This is a genomic window from Micromonospora sp. NPDC023966, assembly GCF_040639095.1.
In the GTDB taxonomy this organism is placed as follows: domain Bacteria; phylum Actinomycetota; class Actinomycetes; order Mycobacteriales; family Micromonosporaceae; genus Micromonospora.
Map to the genome: position 1 here is coordinate 59,731 of NZ_JBEZZJ010000025.1, position 18,280 is coordinate 78,010.

Annotated in this window: 14 protein-coding genes; 4 read left to right on the top strand and 10 right to left on the bottom strand. The window is 73.9% G+C overall.

Annotation, left to right across the window (positions count from 1 at the left end; translation table 11 throughout):
• Window positions 1–5 precede the first annotated feature (5 nt).
• The 9 genes from murG to mraZ form a co-directional block, all read right to left on the bottom strand.
• Window positions 6–1,112 carry an undecaprenyldiphospho-muramoylpentapeptide beta-N-acetylglucosaminyltransferase gene (gene murG / locus AB0F68_RS25760; RefSeq protein ID WP_357342739.1) on the bottom strand — a complete coding sequence of 369 codons (1,107 nt, stop codon included), beginning with the start codon at window positions 1,110–1,112 and terminating at the stop codon, window positions 6–8.
• Window positions 1,112–2,518, bottom strand: a complete 1,407-nt coding sequence (locus AB0F68_RS25765) for a putative peptidoglycan glycosyltransferase FtsW (RefSeq protein WP_357342785.1) — start codon at window positions 2,516–2,518, stop codon at window positions 1,112–1,114. The genes murG and AB0F68_RS25765 overlap by 1 nt, the downstream gene beginning before the upstream one ends.
• Before the next feature lie 242 nt (window positions 2,519–2,760).
• A complete protein-coding gene (gene mraY / locus AB0F68_RS25770) occupies window positions 2,761–3,885 on the bottom strand; it encodes a phospho-N-acetylmuramoyl-pentapeptide-transferase (protein WP_357342741.1) in 1,125 nt (374 codons plus the stop codon).
• Entirely contained in the window at window positions 3,882–5,279 is a 1,398-nt protein-coding gene (gene murF, locus AB0F68_RS25775) for a UDP-N-acetylmuramoyl-tripeptide--D-alanyl-D-alanine ligase (protein WP_357342744.1), read from the bottom strand. The genes mraY and murF overlap by 4 nt, the downstream gene beginning before the upstream one ends.
• Entirely contained in the window at window positions 5,276–6,838 is a 1,563-nt protein-coding gene (locus tag AB0F68_RS25780; RefSeq protein ID WP_357342747.1) for a UDP-N-acetylmuramoyl-L-alanyl-D-glutamate--2,6-diaminopimelate ligase, read from the bottom strand. Before AB0F68_RS25780 ends, murF begins: the two co-directional genes overlap by 4 nt.
• A gap of 52 nt (window positions 6,839–6,890) precedes the next feature.
• Complete coding sequence (locus AB0F68_RS25785) at window positions 6,891–9,089, bottom strand: penicillin-binding protein 2 (protein WP_357342750.1); 2,199 nt, start codon at window positions 9,087–9,089, stop codon at window positions 6,891–6,893.
• Window positions 9,090–9,092: 3 nt separating this feature from the next.
• Window positions 9,093–9,695 (bottom strand): hypothetical protein, encoded by a 603-nt coding sequence (locus AB0F68_RS25790; RefSeq protein WP_357342752.1) that lies wholly within the window; start codon window positions 9,693–9,695, stop codon window positions 9,093–9,095.
• Window positions 9,692–10,801 carry a 16S rRNA (cytosine(1402)-N(4))-methyltransferase RsmH gene (gene rsmH / locus AB0F68_RS25795; RefSeq protein ID WP_357342755.1) on the bottom strand — a complete coding sequence of 370 codons (1,110 nt, stop codon included), beginning with the start codon at window positions 10,799–10,801 and terminating at the stop codon, window positions 9,692–9,694. Before rsmH ends, AB0F68_RS25790 begins: the two co-directional genes overlap by 4 nt.
• Window positions 10,802–11,005: 204 nt before the next feature.
• Window positions 11,006–11,437, bottom strand: a complete 432-nt coding sequence (gene mraZ / locus AB0F68_RS25800; protein ID WP_357342757.1) for a division/cell wall cluster transcriptional repressor MraZ — start codon at window positions 11,435–11,437, stop codon at window positions 11,006–11,008.
• A 355-nt stretch (window positions 11,438–11,792) separates the two neighbouring features.
• Between mraZ and AB0F68_RS25805 the strand changes: the two genes are divergently transcribed.
• The 4 genes from AB0F68_RS25805 to AB0F68_RS25820 are packed head-to-tail and all read left to right on the top strand — an operon-like array spanning window position 11,793 to window position 15,234.
• Window positions 11,793–13,040 carry a MurT ligase domain-containing protein gene (locus AB0F68_RS25805; RefSeq protein ID WP_357342787.1) on the top strand — a complete coding sequence of 416 codons (1,248 nt, stop codon included), beginning with the start codon at window positions 11,793–11,795 and terminating at the stop codon, window positions 13,038–13,040.
• Window positions 13,030–13,752 carry a glutamine amidotransferase gene (locus AB0F68_RS25810; RefSeq protein WP_357342759.1) on the top strand — a complete coding sequence of 241 codons (723 nt, stop codon included), beginning with the start codon at window positions 13,030–13,032 and terminating at the stop codon, window positions 13,750–13,752. The genes AB0F68_RS25805 and AB0F68_RS25810 overlap by 11 nt, the downstream gene beginning before the upstream one ends.
• A complete protein-coding gene (locus AB0F68_RS25815; RefSeq protein ID WP_357342761.1) occupies window positions 13,749–14,468 on the top strand; it encodes a VTT domain-containing protein in 720 nt (239 codons plus the stop codon). Before AB0F68_RS25810 ends, AB0F68_RS25815 begins: the two co-directional genes overlap by 4 nt.
• A gap of 1 nt (window position 14,469) precedes the next feature.
• Window positions 14,470–15,234 (top strand): phosphotransferase, encoded by a 765-nt coding sequence (locus AB0F68_RS25820; protein WP_357342763.1) that lies wholly within the window; start codon window positions 14,470–14,472, stop codon window positions 15,232–15,234.
• An 84-nt stretch (window positions 15,235–15,318) separates the two neighbouring features.
• Here the strand turns inward: AB0F68_RS25820 and leuS are convergent, their stop codons facing one another.
• Window positions 15,319–18,159: a leucine--tRNA ligase gene (gene leuS, locus AB0F68_RS25825; protein ID WP_357342765.1), complete on the bottom strand. Its 2,841-nt coding sequence runs from the start codon at window positions 18,157–18,159 to the stop codon at window positions 15,319–15,321.
• Window positions 18,160–18,280 lie beyond the last annotated feature (121 nt).

The following is an 18,280-nucleotide window of genomic DNA, read 5'->3' on the forward strand; positions in this document are numbered from 1 at the left end:
CCACATCAGCGGGACACCGCCTCGTAGACGAAGTTCAGCAGGGCCACGTCGCCGTCGCGGCGGCCGTACGCGGCCGCGGCGGCGCCCATCGCGGCGAGCCGCTGCGGGTCCCGGATCAGCGGGATCACCGTGCGCTCCACCCAGGCCGGGGTCACCTCGGCGTCGTCGACGAGCACCCCGCCGCCGGCCTCCACCACGGGCAGCGCGTTGCGCTTCTGCTCCTGGTTGCTGTGCGGGTAGGGCACGTAGATGGTGGGCAGGCCGATCGCGGCCACCTCGGCGCAAGTCATCGCGCCGCCGCGGCCCAGCATCAGGTCGGCGGCCGCGTAGCCCAGCTCCATCTCGGACAGGTAGGGCAGGGTCACGTACGGGACCGGCAGGTCGGTGGGGACGGAGACCGGCTCGTTGCGGGCGCCGATAACGTGCAGCACCTGCACGCCGTTGCGGGCCAGTTCCTTGGCCGCCCCGGAGACCGCCAGGTTGATCGAGCGGGCGCCCTGCGAGCCGCCGGCCACGAAGAGCACCGGCAGGTCGGGACGGAGTCCGAAGTGGGCGCGCGCGGCGTTGCGCACGGCGGCCCGGTCCAGCCCGGCGATGCCCCGGCGCAGCGGCACCCCGACCACCCGGGCGTCGCGCAGCGACTCTGCCTGCACCGGCTGGTGCGGGAAGCCGACCGCGACGTTCTTCGTGAACTTCATCCCGAGCCGGTTGGCCACGCCCGGGGGCACGTTCACCTCGTGGATGACGATGGGCAGCTCGCGCCGCCAGGCGGCCAGGTAGCCGGGGACCGAGACGTACCCGCCGAAGCCGATCACGACGTCGGCCCGCACCTCGTCGATCACCTTGCCCGCGGCGCGGGCGGCCTTCCACATCCGGTCCGGGGTGCGCACCAGGCTCATGTTGACCGAGCGCGGCAGCTGGTAGGCCGGGATCTGGCGCAGGTCGTAGCCGGCCGGCGGGATCAGCTCGTTCTCCAGCCCCTTGGGTGTGCCGAGGCAGGTGATCCGGACGCTCGGGTCGTGTCGGCGCAGGCAGTCGGCGAAGGCGAGCAACGGGTAGATGTGCCCGCCCGTACCCCCTCCGCAGAGCACCACCGAACGCAGCGGACCCATCAGCGTCTCCTCTCGTTCGCCGTGCCGGCACGTGCCCGGTCGGGCCGGGCGCCGCGGGCCGCGGCCTGGTCGTCCTGCCGACGCGGGCGGGACCGGGGCACGGACCCTCGGTCCGCCGGCGGCGACGCCGGTCGGCGGCGCCGGCCGGGAAGCGGCGGCAACGGGGCCCACACTAGTCGGACCCACCGGGCCGGCGGACGGGCATGCAGGGCTCGGGCCGCGTCGGGCTCGGCGCGGGCGAAGGAGGCGAGCATCCCGACCGCGGCCAGCGTCACCACCAGGGCGCTGCCGCCGTCGGAGATGAACGGCAGGGGTACGCCGGTCAGTGGCAGCAGCCCGGTGACCCCGCCGACGTTGATCACGGCCTGACCGACCAGCCAGGCGGTGACCCCGGCGGCGGCGAGCCGGCGGAACGGGTCCTCCACCCGGCGGGCGATGCGCAGCCCGGTGTACGCCAGCACGGCGAAGAGCACCAGCACCACGGCGCAGCCGACCACGCCGAGCTCCTCGGCGATGATGGCGAAGATGAAGTCGTTGTGCGCCTCGGGCAGCCAGCCGAACTTGAAACTGCTCTTGCCCAGCCCGACGCCGAACCAGCCGCCGTGCTCGATGGCATTGCGGGCCTGCACGAGCTGGTAGCACTGGTTCTCGAAGCACTTGGCCGGATCGGACTGGTTCAGGAACATGGTGAGCCGGGCCAGCCGGTAGTTCTCTGCGCCCCGCTCGCCGGAACCGGCGCCGAGCGAGGCCACCGCGACCAGCAGGCCCACCCCGGCCACGCCGATCGCGGACAGCGCCGCGAAGACCTGCAGCCGCACCCCGGCCGCCCAGAGCAGGCCGACCACCAGGGCGAGCAGGCAGAGCATGCTGCCCAGGTCGTTGTAGCCGACCAGCACGAAGAGCAGCCCGACCACCGGGAAGAGCGGGGTGGCCAGTTCCTTCCACCAGCCCAGCGCGGCGCCCTTGCGGGCCAGCACGTGCGCGCCCCACAGCACGAGGGCGAACTTGGCCACCTCGACCGGCTGCACCGAGACGGGGCCGAGGAAAAGCCAGAGCAGCTCCGCCCGGAGCGGGCCGACCGACTTCACCCGGAACAGCGCCTCCAGGGCGACCAGCACGTTGAGCAGGAGCAGCAGCACGACGGCGATGCCGAGTGCCGGGCGGCTGCCGGCCCGGAAGGTCTTGGCGGGCAGTCGCTGGCACGCCCAGAACGCCACGATGCCGACCACGGCGAAGATGGTCTGCTTGACCAGGGAGGCGGTCGCGTCACCGCCCTCGGCGAAGTCCTTCACGCTGGTCGCGGAGAAGACCATGGTCAGGCCGATCAGCAGCAGCAGGCCGGCGCTGGAGAGCAGCAGGTAGTAGGAGGCCAGCGGCCGGGCCAGCAGGCCGCGCAGCGCGGCCAGCCCACCGGCCGCGTCCAGCCCGAGCAGCGGCCCGGGCGGGTCGGCCGGGTGGGTCGCGGCGGGCGGCCGTCGGGCCTGCGTGTCGGTCGTGCCCTCGGTGTCTCTTGCCTCCCCCACCCGCCCATCATGGCGGCTCGACCCGCCCGTCCGTGGCGCAACCGCCCGGTCGGCGTGTCGGAAGGCGAAACGGCGGGACCCCTGGTAACACCGAGGGATCCCGCCGTGACGCAGCGCCAGCCGGTTCAGCTCACCGCGGCGAGGAACTCGCTGTAGAACAGGCCCAGCGCGATGGCCACCCCGATGCCGGCGATGATCCAGAACCGGACCACGATGTTGACCTCGCTCCAGCCGGCCAGCTCGAAGTGGTGCTGGAGCGGCGACATCCGGAACACCCGCTTGCCGGTGGTCCGGAACGAGATGATCTGGATGACCACGGACATCGTGATAATCACGAAGAGGCCGCCGATGATCGGCAGCAGCAGGATGGTCCGGGTGGACATCGCCATGCCGGCGATCAGGCCGCCCAGGCCCAGCGCCCCGGTGTCACCCATGAAGATCCGGGCCGGCGAGGTGTTCCACCAGAGGAAGCCGACGCAGGCCCCGGCCGCCGCCCCGGCGATCAACGCGATCTCCAGCGGGTCCCGGACGGCGTAGCAGTACGCCTCGGTGTAGTTCGGGTCGGCGCACCAGTGCCGGTACTGCCAAAAGGCGATCAACGCGTACGCGGCCAGGACCATCACCGAGGCGCCGGTGGCCAGGCCGTCGAGGCCGTCGGTGAGGTTCACCCCGTTGGTCGCCGCCATCACCACCAGGATGATGACGATCACCGCGCCGATCTTGCCGATCTCCAGGGCCGGGATGTCCCGGATGAAGCTGAGCATGGTGCTGCCGACGGTCTCGGTGTTGGTCGCGTTGCCGCGGACGTCGGTCATGCTGCTCGGGAAGTAGAGCGCCACCACGCCGAAGATCGCGCCGACCAGGATCTGGCCGGCGAGCTTGCCGCGCTTGTTCAGACCGCCGCTGTGCCGCTTGCGGACCTTCAGGAAGTCGTCGATGAAGCCGACCGCCCCGGAGAACACCATCAGCCCCAGCAGCACCAGCGCCGTGATGGTCGGCTCGACCTGGGCGATCTGCGCGTCCGGCAGGGTGGTCAGGGCCAGGTGGCCGGCGACGTACGCGATCACCGTGGCCAGGATGAAGACCACGCCGCCCATGGTCGGCGTGCCCTTCTTGCCCTGGTGCATGGCCGGGCCCTCGGCCCGGATCGGCTGGCCGGCCTTGAGCCGGGTGAACACCTTGATCGCGATCGGGGTGCAGAACAGCGAAACCAGGAAGGCGACCCCGATGGCGACGATCACCGCCCTCATGCGGCCGAACCCTTCGTGGCGTCCGCGCGCAGCGCGTCGGCCACCTCCCAGGTGCGGTACCGGGAGCCCTTCACCAGCACCACGTCACCCGGACGTAGCTCGCTCCGCAGCACCTCGACGGCCGCCGCCTGATCGGTGAGCAGCACCGACTCTCCTCCCCAGTTGCTTACCGCTGTCGCGCCTTCGTGGATCGGCGCCGCCGACTCGCCCACCACGAGCAGCCGGTCGACCCCCAGTTCGGCCGCCAGACGGCCGACCTGCTGGTGCCCCTCCCGTTCGAAGTCGCCCAACTCGGCCATGTAGCCGAGCACCGCGACGGTACGCCCCGTACCGCGCATGCTCGCCAGCGCCCGCAGCGCCACGCCGGTGGATGCCGGGTTGGCGTTGTACGAGTCGTCGATCACGGTCACCCCGTCGGGGCGCTCGAACACGTCCATCCGGCGGGTGGAAACCAGGCCCAGCTCGCCCAGGGCCACCGCCAGCTCGGCCAGGGGCAGGCCCAGCTCCCGGGCGACCGCCGCGGCGGCCAGCGAGTTGGACACCTGGTGCCGGCCGGTCAGCCCGAGCCGCACCGGGGCGCTCCCCTCCGGCGTGACGAGGGTGTACGACGGACGGCCCCGCCCGTCCAGCGTCACGTCCACCGCGCGCACGTCGGCCCGCTCGGACTCGCCGTAGCGGACCACCCGCGCCTCGGTGCGCGAGGCCATCGCGTCGACCCGCGGGTCGTCGGCGTTGAGCACGGCCAGCCCGTCGGCGGGCAGCGCCTCGACCAGCTCCCCCTTGGCCAGCGCGATGGTCTCCACCGAGCCGAACTCGCCGAGGTGCGCCACCCCGACGTTGAGCACCACCGAGATCCGCGGCGGCACCACGTCGCACAGGTAACGGATGTGCCCCACCCCGCGGGCGCCCTTCTCCATCACCAGGTAGCGCGTCTCCGGGCCGGCCTGCAACGCCGTGTACGGGTGCCCCAGCTCGTTGTTGAACGAACCGGGCGGCGCCACGGTGGGGCCGAGCCGGACGGCGAGCTGGGCGATCAGGTCCTTGGTGGTGGTCTTGCCGGAGGAACCGGTCAACCCGATCACGGTCAGCCCGGGCAGCCGGTCGACCACCGCGCGGGCCAGCCGCCCCATCGCGTCGAGCGCGTCGCCGACCAGCACCATGGGCACGCCGGGCACCTCGCGGGTGCCGAGCACGGCCACCGCGCCGGAGGAGACCGCGCCGGCCGCGTAGTCGTGGCCGTCCACCTTCTCGCCCGGAAAGGCGACGAAGAGGCCGCCGGGGGTGACCTTGCGGGAGTCGAACTCCACCGAGCCGGTCACCCGGGCGTCCGCGTCGGCGGCGACCAGCCGGCCGTCGACCGCGGCGGCCACCTCGGCCAGGGTCAGCGGGATCATCGCTGCCCCACCAGGTCGCCGAAGCGGGCGCGCAGCGCCTCCGCCAGCTCCACCCGGTCGTCGAACGGCAGCACCTCGCCGTTGACCTCCTGGCCGCGCTCCTGGCCCTTGCCCAGCAGCGCCACGATGTCCCCCGGTTCGGCCACCCGGACCGCCTCCTCGATCGCGGCCCGCCGGCCGGGCGCCTCGATGATCCGCGCGCCGGCGCCCGCCGCGTACGCGCCGGCCAGCACCTCGGCCCGGATCGCGGCCGGGTCCTCGGTGCGCGGGTTGTCGTCGGTCACCAGCACCACGTCGGCGCCGAGCGCGGCGGCGCCGCCCATCACCGGCCGCTTGCCCCGGTCCCGGTCGCCGCCGGCGCCCAGCACGCAGATCAGCCGGCCGTCGGTCAGGTCCCGCAGGGCCGCCAGCACCGCCTCGATGGCGTTCGCCTTGTGCGCGTAGTCGACCACCCCGCGCACCGGGGCGTGGCCGCTGACCAGCTCCAGCCGGCCGGGCACCCCGCCGCAGGCGGCCACCCCGCGGGCCGCGGTGGCCGGGTCGACCCCGGCGGCCACCAGGGTGGCGACGGCCAGCAGCGCGTTGGCCACGTTGTGCCGGCCGGGCAGGGCCACCCCGGTGGGCAGGGTCAGCCCGTCCGGGCCGTGCACGGTGAAGCGCTGGGCGTAGCCCTCGCCGCCGATCCCGTCGGCCCACCAGGTGGCGGTCGGGTCGCCGGCCGCCGAGTAGGTCACCGTCGCCGGCTTGCGCAGCGGCCGCAGCGCCGGGTCGTCGTGGTTGAGCACCTCGACGCGGCAGCGCCCGTCGAAGAGCTTCGCCTTCGCCGCGAAGTAGTCCGCCTCGTCGGCGTGGAAGTCCAGGTGGTCGGAGCCGAAGTTGGTGTAGCCGCCGACGTCGAACCGGACCCCGCCGACCCGGCCCATGGCCAGGGCGTGGCTGGAGACCTCCATGACCACGGTGTCCACCCCGCGCTCGCGGGCCACCGCCAGCATGGCGTGCAGGTCGGTCGCCTCGGGGGTGGTCCGGACGCTGTCGATCACCAGGTCGCCGAGCCGGGTCTCCACGGTGCCGATCAGGCCGGTGGTGTGCCCGGCGGCGCGCAGCCCGGACTCGATGAGGTAACTCGTGGAGGTCTTGCCGGCCGTGCCGGTCACGCCGATCATCGTGAGCCCGGCGGTCGGGTCGCCGTAGACGGTGGCCGCGACCTCGCCGAGCGCCGCCCGGGGGTCGTCGACGACCAGCACGGGCAGGCCCGCCCCGGCGGTCAGCGCGACGCCGGCCGGGTCGGTCAGCACCGCCACCGCGCCCGCACCGGCCGCAGCGGCGGCGAACTCCGCGCCGTGCCGGCGGGCCCCGGGCAGGGCCGCGTACAGGTCGCCGGGGCGGACCTCCTGGCTGGCGTGGGTCACCCCGGTGACCGCCACCTCGGCGGCCCCCTCCGGCGGCGCGACGGCCAACCGGGCGGCGAGATCGCCGAGCCGGACGGGATTCACGGTGGCGGGACGTGGATTGCCGGGCACGGCGTCAGACCCTACCCGGTCGTCCGGTCCCGACCCCACAGCCGCCCCGGTGGTTCGTCGCCACTCACCGATGATGTCCCGCCCTCCCGGTTCAGCGCGGAAAGACCTCGAACTTCGGGGACCGGTCGGTCGCCGAGGGCGGCACCCGGTAGTGGCGCAGAGTGAAGCCCATCATCTCCCGGAAGGCCGGCGCGGCCACCGCACCACCCTCACCGCCGGGGCTCCAGACGAAGACCGCCACCACGTAGCGCGGCTTCTCCGCCGGGGCCATCCCGATGAACGAACCGACCTCGCCGGGCTGGAGCCTGCCGTTGTCGTAGCGCAGGCCGGTGCCGGTCTTGCCGGCCACCCGATAGCCGGGCACCGCGGCGGCCAGGCCGGTGGCCCGCCCGTCCGGGCCGTCGACCGTGGTGACCGCCTCCAGCATGCGGCGCAGCGCGGCCGCGTTGGCCGGGCTGAGCACCGACCGGGTGACCGGGGTCGCGCCGGGCGTCTTCTTCCCGTCCGGGGCGATCACCTGCTTGATCAGGTGCGGCTGGACGTACGTGCCGTTGTTGGCGATGGCGGCGTACGCCGCGGCCATCTGCAACGGGGTGGCGTCCACGCTGTGCCCGATCGGCACCGACCCGTACGACGAATCGCTCCACTCGCTAGCGGGGAGCAACCGACCGGCGGCCTCCCCGGGCATGCCCTCGCCGGTGGGCTGGCCCAGCCCGAACCGCTTCTGGTAGTCGATCAGCCGGTCCCGGCCCAGCTTTTCGGCGATCTCGATGGTGCCGACGTTGGACGAGAAGGCAAGCATCCCCGGGATGCTCATCTTCTGCCCGTTCGCGGGGTGGGTGTCCCGGAACGTCGTGTCGCCCTTCCGGATCGTGTTGGCCACGGGGAAGGCGGTGTCCGGGGTGATCACGCCCTCCTGCAGGGCCGCGCCGTAGGTGATCGCCTTGTGGATCGAGCCCGGGTCGACGATGAAGCTGGTGGCCGCGTCCTCCCGGTCGGTGGGCGCGCTGTCCCCCGGGTCGGCCGCGTCGTACGTCGGCTGGCTGGCCTGGGCCAGCACCTCGCCGGTGGGCACGTCGATGATCACGGCGGCCCCGACGCTGCCCCTGGTCTGGGCCATCTGCTCCGACAGGATCCGCTGCGTCATGAACTGGAGGTCCCGGTCGATGGTCAGCGTCAGCGAGCTGCCCGGCTTCGGCAGGGTGGTCTGGCTGTAGCCGCCCGGAATGGGCGCGGCCAGGTCACCCTGGCCCACCTCGTAGGTCTTCTTGCCGGGCTGCCCCTCCAGCAGGTCGTCGTACTTCATCTCCAGGCCCTCGATGCCGTTCATGTCCTGGCTGACGAAGCCGATCAGGTTGGCCGCCAGATCACCGCCGGGCACCTCGCGCCGCTCGTCGCGGTGCACGTTGATGCCGGCCAGGTCGAGCGCCATGATCTGCTTGGCCTTGTCGATGTCGACACCACGCGCCAGGTAGACGAACTGGGACGGGGTGGTGGTGCCGGGCAGGTTGCGCTTCTTCATCCGGTCGGCCAGCTCGGAGACCGGCACGCCCAGCAGCGGGGAGAGCAGCCGCGCGGTGGTGAGCCGGTCCTTGACCCGGGTCGGGTCGGCGAAGACGTACCGCGCTTCGACGCTGTGTGCCAGCGGGGCGCCGGTGCGGTCGTAGATCGCCCCGCGCGGGGCCGGCAGCTCGACGACCGCGACCCGGTCGGCCAGCCCGCCGTCGGCGTACGCCGGGGTGCTGACGGTCTGGAGGAAGACCAGCCGGATGCCGATGGTGGCGAAGAGCGCCAGCGCGAGCAGCGTGCCGAGCCGCAGCCGGCGGCGCGGGTCGGCGAGCTTCGGCGGGCGGCGTGGCTTGCGGACCGGACGCCGGGCGGCGGTCGGCCGCGGTGGGCGGCGCGGCCCGGGCCGGCGCCGCGGCGGCGGCTCGTCGTCGTCGAACGACTCGCGCGCCGACCGGGCGGACACCGTCCGCACCACGCCGGCCCGGCCACCGGCGGCGGTCTCCCGGCGACCGGCGCGGGTCGCCCCGGTCCGGCCGCCGTCGAGCACCTGCAGGGCCGGGCGGAACGGGTCGCCGGAGCGGCTGCTGCGCGGGGTACGCCGCTGCTCGGTGCCCCCACCGGTCCGGGCGGCGCCGCCGCCCTCGCGGATGGTCCGGCCCCGCGGGGTGTACGCCCGGGCGTCGGAGATCCCGCCGACGCCCGGCTCCCGGGGCTCCCCCCGGGACGAGCCGCGCCGGGAGCCCTTGGCGTCCCGGCGCGGTTCCTCCGATCTCGGCGGCACCGCTCAGCCTCCGTTGCCCTGCTGGCTGGTGATCGCCGGCGCGCCCTCCACCGGGTGCGGGACGCCGATCACCTTCCCGTCCGGCAGCCGGATGTAGGCCACCTCGTCCGAATCCACCAGGCCCAGCTTGCGGGCGTTGGCGGTCAGGTTGCCGGGCGCCTTCTGGTCGGCGATCTCCTTCTCCAGCTGCTGCTGGTCGACGTCGAGCTTGGACTGCTGCTGCTGGAGCTTCTCCAGCTTGAAGGCGTTCTCGTTGATCTTGGTGTTGACCGCGAGGATGCCGAGCACCCCGCCGACCACGAGCACCAGGATCAGCCCGACGAAGGGCGCCCGCGGCACCCGGACCGGCGGCGGCGGGGCGACCCGCAGCCGCGGCGAGGTCGCGCCGGTGGTCTTGGTGCCCTCGGCCGGCCGCAGAGCGGCGCTGCCCTGGGTGGGGAACTCGCGCGCCCCCCGGGCGCGAGTCTCCCCCCGGCGGTCGGGCCGGTCGGCCGCCACCGTCGACGTGGTGCCGCGCGGGGCGCGCTGCGCCGCGGTCCGGCCCCCCGACCGCGGTGCGCGCTGCCCGATGCCGGTGTCCCGGCCGTCGCGCTGGTTGACGTTCATGTCCCCTCCCCCTCTTCGTCCGTCCCGTTCCCGTCCCCCGGCGCCGACCGCGGGTCCGTCGCGGACCCCGGTGACCCCGTCCCTGGTTGGTGCATCGCCTTCACCCGGCGGCGGTACCGTTCGCGGTCGGTACGCCCCTGCCGGGCCGCCTCCGGGTCGAGCCGTTCCGCGGCCCGCAGCCGCACCGAGGCGGCGCGCGGGTTCGCGGCGACCTCCGCCTCCCCGGGCAGCTCCGCGCCCCGGCTGAGCAGCCGGAACGTCGGACCCGACCCGGGCAGTTCGACCGGGAGGTCGACCGGGCCCTTGCTGCGGACCCGGTCGGCGAGCGCGTGCTTGGTGAGCCGGTCCTCCAGCGAGTGGTAGGACAGGACCACCATCCGACCGCCCACGTTGAGCTTGTCGAGAGCGGCCGGCAGCGCCGTCTCCAGCGCTGCCAGTTCCCTGTTTACCTCGATCCGTAAAGCCTGAAACGTTCTCTTTGCCGGGTGTCCCCCGGTTCGTCGGGCTGGTGCCGGAATGCTCTCCCGGACCAGCTCGGCCAGTCGCGCCGACGAGGTGATCGGGGCACGCTCGCGCTCCCGGATGATCGCCGAGGCGATCCGCCCGGCGAACTTCTCCTCGCCGTACACCCGCAGCACCCGGGCCAGGTCCGGGTGGGCGTAGGTGTTGACCACCTCCTCGGCGGTCACCCCCCGGGTCTGGTCCATCCGCATGTCCAGCGGCGCGTCCTGCGCGTAGGCGAACCCGCGGTCGGGCGCGTCCAGTTGCAGAGACGAGACGCCGAGGTCGAACAGGATCCCGTCGATCGCCGGGTAGCCCAGCCGGTCGAGCACCTCGGGCAACTCGTCGTAGACGGCGTGCTCGAGGTGGATCCGGTCGGCGAACCGGGCGAGCCGGACCCGCGCGTGGGCGAGGGCCTCGGTGTCCCGGTCCAGGCCGACCAGCACCGTGTCCGGGTGCGCCTCGAGCACCGCCTCGGCGTGCCCGGCCAGGCCGAGCGTGGCGTCGACGTAGACCGTGCGGCCGTTCCGACCCAGCGCGGGGGCCAGCAACTCGAGACACCGCTCGAGCAGCACCGGCACGTGCGTGCCGCGTAGCTCGCCCATCTCGACCCCCACTGGTTGAAACCCGCTTCCGTCCCTGTGTCCGCCGTCGCCACGACGCCTCGCCATACCGCCAGATCCCCATCCGCTCCCGCCCGCCGGAGGCCGCGGCCCTCCGTATCGGATCGTGCGCCTGGCACCGGGGAAGGGGTGCCAGGAACTCGAAAGCGGCTGGAGATCTCGCAGTACGTCGGGCGCCGTCACGCCCTACAGACCGCCGGGCAGCACCCCCTCCTCGATGTCGGCGAAGTCGTCTTCGCTCTCCGCGAGGTAGGCCTCCCAGGCCGCCCTGTCCCAGATCTCCACCCGGCTGCTCGCGCCGATCACGACCAGATCGCGGTCGAGAGCGGCGTACGACCGCAGGTGCGCGGGGATGGTGACCCGCCCTTGCTTGTCCGGCACCTCGTCGTGCGCGCTGGCAAAGAAGACCCGGCTGTAGGCCCGGGCCGCCTTGCTCGTCATCGGCTGCGCGCGCAACTGGTCGGCGATGCGCTGGAACTCGGGCATCGGGAAGACGTAGAGGCAGCGCTCCTGCCCTTTGGTGATCACGACACCCCCCGCCAGTTCATCCCGGAACTTCGCCGGAAGGATCAACCGGCCTTTGTCGTCCAGGCGCGGAGTGTGGGTGCCGAGGAACATCGGCCCAACCCCCTCGCCCTGAGCGGCGTTCGCGGCGCCGCTGACCCCCCGGGCCGGTGTGGCCCTCCCGGCCTCACCATCGCGCCCCACTCTACTCCACTTCCCTCCACCCGCAACCAGAAACGCCCGCGCGGCGCGGCGTTTCGGCGCGCAAAACAGCACGTCAACGGGGGTGGGGCGGAGTGGAGGGGCGCGGCGCGCCCCGCCGGCGGTCCGCTTCCCGACATAGATCGACTCCGTCCGGCGGAGCGCGCGTCGCCCGTCCGCCGGGCCTCCTCGGCCGAACGGATCGCCGTCGGCGGCGATCTGGTGGGCCCGGTGGTCCGGTAACCTCGCTCGGGTGACGGACGCGAAGATGCCCCTACGGGCAAAGGTGGCCAGCTCCGTGTCGCGGACAGCCGCGGCGCTGTCGCGGGCCGCGGGCCGTGGCGACGGCTCGGTGATCGGCGGCTGGATCGGCCTCAAGATCGACCCGGAACTGCTGGCCCACCTCTCGGCCGGGCGCGCCATCGCCCTGGTGTCCGGCACCAACGGCAAGACCACCACCACCCGGCTCACCACCGCCGCCGTCGGGGTGCTGGGCCGGGTCGCGACCAACTCCTTCGGCGCCAACATGCCCACCGGGCACACCTCGGCGCTGGCCAAGGCCGGCAGCACCCCCTACGCCGTGCTGGAGGTGGACGAGCACTACCTCGCCCAGGTGCTGGAGGCCACCGACCCGCACGTGGTGGCGCTGCTCAACCTCTCCCGCGACCAGCTCGACCGGGCCAAGGAGGTCGCCATGATGGCGCAGCTCTGGCGGGCCGCGCTGGTCCGGCACCCCGACGTGCGGGTGGTCGCCAACGCCGACGACCCGATGGTCGTGTGGGCCGCCACCCCGCCGGCCGACCCGGCCCAGGGCCACATCCCGCCGCACGTCACCTGGTTCAGCGCCGGCCAGCGCTGGCACGACGACTCCTGGGTCTGCCCCGAGTGCGGCTCCACCATCCAGCGCTCAGGCGAGCAGTGGTGGTGCACCGGCTGCCCGCTGCGCCGCCCCCAGCCGCAGTGGACCGTCGAGGACGACGGGGTGCTCGACCCCACCGGCGCCTGGCACAAGGTGCAGCTCCAGCTCCCCGGCAAGGTCAACCTCGGCAACGCGGCCACCGCCCTGGCCGTCGCCGCCGAGTTCGGGGTACGCCCGGTCGACGCGGTCTCCCGGCTCGGGGTGGTCACCTCGGTGGCCGGCCGCTACGCCCAGGTCGACCGGGACGGGCGCAACATCCGGCTGCTGCTGGCCAAGAACCCGGCCAGCTGGCTGGAGGCGTTCGACATGGCCGACGTCGCGCCGACACTGCTCTCCATCAACGCGCGCGACCCCGACGGGCTGGACACCTCCTGGCTCTTCGACGTCGACTTCGCCCCGCTGCGCGGCCGGCAGGTGCTGATCACCGGCGACCGGGCCTACGACCTGGCGGTCCGGCTCGACGTCAACGGCGTGCCGTTCCAGCACGTCCGGAGCTTCGACGACGCGGTACGCGCCGTGCCGCCGGGCCGGCTCGAGGTCATCGCCAACTACACCGCCTTCCAGGACATCCGAGCGGAGCTGGACCGTGTCAACTGAGAGCCTGCGCATCGTCTGGATCTACCCCGACCTGCTGTCCACCTACGGCGACCGGGGCAACGCGCTGATCCTGGCCCGGCGGGCCCAGCTGCGCGGCATGCCGGTCGAGGTGCTGGAGGTCCGCTCCGACCAGCGGCTGCCCGCCACCGCCGACATCTACCTCATCGGCGGCGGCGAGGACGGCCCGCAGGCGCTGGGCGCCCAGCGGCTGATCGCCGACGGCGGTCTGCACCGGGCGGTGGCCCAGGGCTCGGTGGTGTTCGGCGTCTGCGCCGGCTACCAGCTGCTCGGCACCTCCTTCTTCGCCAAGGGCACCCGGTGCACCGGCCTGGAGCTGCTGGACATCTCCTCCGACCGGGGTCCCACCCGGGCGGTCGGCGAGCTGGCCGGCGAGGTCGACCCGCGGCTGGGCATCCCGTACCTGACCGGGTTCGAGAACCACGGCGGGCGGACCCACCTCGGCCCCGGCGCCTCGCCGGTGGCCCGGGTGACCGCCGGGGTCGGCAACGACGGGACCACCGAGGGCGCCTGGCGGGGCAAGCTGCTCGGCACCTACTCGCACGGCCCGGCGCTGGCCCGCAACCCCGACCTGGCCGACCTGCTGCTGCGCTGGGCGACCGGCATCCACCAGCTCCCCCCGCTCGACGACACCTGGGCCGACCGGCTCCGGTCCGAGCGCCGCGCCGCGGTGACCGCCGCCGCGAGGGCATGATCGGCGCCGCCCGACTGTGGCGGCGACGACCGGCGTCCGGCCGGCTCGTCCGGTTGCTGCGGCAGCCGTCGGCGCGCCGGTTCGCACTGCTGCTCCTGCTCCTCGCCGGGTTCGGCGTCGCGCTGCTGCTGATCCCCCGCCCGGACCCGGGCGACCTGCCCCGGCTGGCCGACTCGCTCGGCGGCTACGCCCCGGTCGCCGCCGTGGTGGGCGGCGCGCTGCTGCTCGTGGCGCTGGTCCCGCGTACCTTCGTCACGCTGGCCGCGGGCGCGATCTTCGGCCCGGTGCAGGGCGCCGCGTACGCCCTCGGCGCGGCGCTGCTCGCGGCGGCCCTCGGCTTCGCGGTCGGCCGCCTGCTGGGCCGGCAGTTCGTCGCCGAGCGGGTCCGCGGCCGGCTGGCCCGGCTGGACGGCTGGTTCGCCCGGCAGAGCGTGTTCGGCGTGATGACCGTCCGGCTGCTGCCGATCGCCGGGTTCGGGCTGGTCAGCTACGGCTACGGCACCACCGGGGCCCGGGTGCTGCCATTCCTGGCCGGCAGCGTGATCGCCGCCGCCCCCACCGCGATCGGCTACGCGGCCATCGGCGCGGCGGTCAGCTCCCCCGACTCGATCAACTGGTACGCCGCCGCCCCGGCCAGCCTCGGCCTGATCGCCAGCGTGCTCATCATCCACCGCTGGTGGCGGGCGGAGCGGCACCGCCGGCTGGGCCCGAGCTGAGATGCCCGCCGCGGAGGAGCGGCTGCCCGGCGGGTTCGTCACCGAGGTGGTCCGGATCGGCGACACGGTGCGCCGCACTCCCCCGGCCCGGGCCGAGTTCGCGGCTGCCCTGCTGCGGCACCTGGCCGCCGCCGCGCCGGGCCTGGCGCCCGGCTACCTCGGGGTGGACGAGCGGGGCCGGCAGGTGCTGACCCACCTCGACGGGCGGGTGCCCTGGCGGGACCGGGAGGACCCGGCCTACTTCGCGGATCCGGCGCTCACCCGGCTGGCCGGCCTGATCCGGGCGCTGCACGACGCCTGCGCCGGCAGCCCGCTGGCCGGCGACGCGGAGACGGTCTGCCACCGGGACCTGTCGCCGAAGAACACCGTCTACCGGCCCTCACCGGCCGGGCCGCTGCCGGTGGCCTTCCTGGACTGGGACCTGGCCCGGCCGGGCCGGCGCATCGAGGACGTGGCCTTCGCCGGCTGGCACTGGGCCGCGCTGGGCGGCGACGCTGACCCGGCCGAGCTGGCCCGGCGCTGCCGGCTGCTCTGCGACGCCTACGAGTCGGCCACCCCCGGGGTGTCCCTGCCCCGGGGCGAGCTGGTCGGCGTCATGCTCGACCAGCTCGACGGCACCTGGCGGGGCATCGACGCCGGCGCCGACCGGGACGAGCCGGGCATGCGCCGGCTCCGGGCGGCGGGCGCCGTCGACGCGGTACGCGGCTGGCACGGGTGGCTGCTCCACCACCGCCCGGCGGTCGAGGCGGCGGTCCAGGCCCGCTGACCGACGGCCGGTTCCCCGGCCGGCCCGGGACACGGCGGAGGCGCGTCCCGGGCCCGGGACGCGCCTCCGACAGCGGCGGTGGGGTCAGGCGACGACCGAGACCATCCGGCCCTTCACCACGATGACCTTGCGCGGCTCCTTGCCGGCCAGCGCGCCGGCGACCGCCTCCAACGCGGCCGACCGGACGTCGTCCTCGGACGCGTCGGCGGCCACCTCGACCCGGCCCCGGACCTTGCCGTTGACCTGCACCGGGTAGGTCACCGACTCGGCGACCAGCAGCGCCGGGTCGGCGGTCGGGAAGCCCGCGTACGCCAGCGAGGTGTCGTGGCCCAGCCGCCGCCACAGCTCCTCGGCGATGTGCGGGGCGAACGGGGCCACCATCAGCACCAGCGGCTCGGCCACCTCGCGGGGAGTCTCCGCCAGCCGGGTCAGCCCGTTGGTCAGCTCGATCAGCTTGGCGATCGCGGTGTTGAACCGGATCGCCTCCATGTCGCCGCGGACCCCGTCGATCACCTTGTGCAGCAGCCGCCGGGTGGCCTCGTCGGCCGGCGCGTCGGTGACCCGCACCGCGCCGGTCTGCTCGTCGACCACCGCGCGCCAGACCCGCTGCAGGAACCGGTACGAGCCGACCACCGCCCGGGTCTCCCACGGGCGGGACACCTCCAGCGGCCCCATCGACATCTCGTAGACCCGGAAGGTGTCCGCGCCGTACGCCGCGCACATCTCGTCCGGGGTGACGACGTTCTTCAGGGACTTGCCCATCTTGCCGTACTCGCGCGTGACCTCGGTGTCGCCGTGGAAGTAGCGGCCGTCGACCTCGACGACCTCCTCGGCCGGCACGTAGGCGCCGCGCGGGTCGGTGAAGGCGTACGCCTGGATGTAACCCTGGTTGAACAGCCGGTGGAACGGCTCGATCGACGAGACGTGGCCCAGGTCGTACAGCACCTTGTGCCAGAAGCGGGCGTACAGCAGGTGCAGCACGGCGTGCTCGGCGCCGCCGACGTACAGGTCGGTGCCGCCGGAGTCACCGGCCGCCCGCGGCCCCATCCAGTACGCCTCGTTCGCCGGGTCGGCGAAGGTCTCCGAGTTGGTCGGGTCCAGGTAGCGCAGCTCGTACCAGCAGGAGCCGGCCCACTGCGGCATCACGTTGGTCTCCCGGGTGTAGCGCTTCGGCCCGTCACCCAGGTCCAGCTCCACCTCGACCCAGTCGCGCCGGCGGGACAGCGGGGTCTCCGGGTCGGACTCGGCGTCCTCCGGGTCGAACGTCTTCGGCGAGAAGTCGTCCACCTCGGGCAGCTCGACCGGCAGCATCGAGTCCGGCAGCGCGATCGGCGCGCCGGTCTCGTCGTACACGATCGGGAAGGGCTCGCCCCAGTAGCGCTGCCGGGAGAACAGCCAGTCCCGCAGCCGCCAGGTGACCGCGCCGGCGCCGTGCCCGTTGGCCTCCAGCCACTCGATGATCCGGGCCTTGGCGTCGGCCACCCCCAGGCCGTTCAGGTCCAGGCCGCGGTCGGGCGCGGCGCTGTTGATCGCCGGGCCGTCCCCGGTCCACGCCTTGCCGGCGAAGCCCTCCGGCGGCTGCACGGTGCGCACGATCGGCAGGTCGAAGACCTCGGCGAAGTCCCAGTCCCGCTCGTCCTGGGCGGGCACCGCCATGATCGCGCCGGTGCCGTAGCCGGCCAGCACGTAGTCGGCGATGAAGATCGGGACCGGTCCGCCGGTGACCGGGTTGGTGGCCCAGGCGCCGACGAAGACCCCGGTCTTCTCCTTGGTCTCCGCCTGCCGCTCCACGTCCGTCTTGGCCGCGGCGGCCTTCCGGTACGCGTCGACGGCTGCCCGGGGGCTGGCGTGCCCGCCGGTCCAGGCGTCCTTCGTCCCCTCCGGCCAGGCGGCCGGCACCAGCACGTCGACCAGCTCGTGCTCGGGGGCCAGCACCATGTAGGTGGCGCCGAACACGGTGTCCGGGCGGGTCGTGAACACCCGCACCGGGCCGCGCTCGGTCGGGAAGTCGATGTGCGCGCCGGTGGACCGGCCGATCCAGTTGCGCTGCTGCAGCTTGATCGGCTCCGGCCAGTCCAGGGTGTCCAGGTCCTCCAGCAGCCGGTCCCCGTACGCGGTGATCCGCATCATCCACTGCTTCAGGTTGCGCTTGAAGACCGGGAAGTTGCCCCGCTCGGAGCGGCCGTCGGCGGTGACCTCCTCGTTGGCCACCACGGTGCCCAGACCCGGGCACCAGTTCACCGGCGCCTCCGAGACGTACGCCAGCCGGTGGTCGTCGACGATCTTCCGCCGCTCGCCCACGGTCAGCTCGGCCCACGGCCGGCCGTCCGGGGTGGGCCGGGTGCCCCCCTCGAACTCGGAGATCAGCTCGGCGACCGGCCGGGCCTTCTTCGCGTCCGCGTCGTACCAGGAGTTGAAGATCTGCAGGAAGATCCACTGGGTCCAGCGGTAGAAGCCGGTGTCGATGGTCGCCACCGAGCGCCGCTCGTCGTGGGCCAGGCCCAGCCGGCGCAGCTGCGCCTTGAACCGCTCGATGTTGGCCACGGTGGTGGTCCGCGGGTGGGTGCCGGTCTGCACCGCGTACTGCTCGGCGGGCAGGCCGAACGCGTCGAAGCCCATCGCGTGCAGCACGTTCCGCCCGGCCATCCGCTGGTAGCGGGCGTAGCAGTCGGTGCCGATGTAGCCCAGGGGGTGGCCGACGTGCAGGCCCGCGCCGGAGGGATAGGGGAACATGTCCAGCACGTACAGCTTCTCGGCGCCCGCGCGCGGGTGGTCCGGGTCGGCCAGCGGGCCGACCGGGTTCGGCGCGTGGAAGGTGCCCTCGCGCGCCCAGATGTCCTGCCAGCGGTGCTCGATCTCGTCGGCCAGGGCGGCGGTGTACCGGAACGGGGGGATGTCGGTCGCCGGTGCGGCTGCCTCACTCATGGCGTCTCCTCGGCGCGGGTCATGTCGGATATGGGGAGGTCTGCTGCGGGCACAAAAAAGCCCCTCGCGCAGGAGGGGCGGCCGTGCTGTCGCGCGTTCAGCGCATCAGCACGGCTCGGTA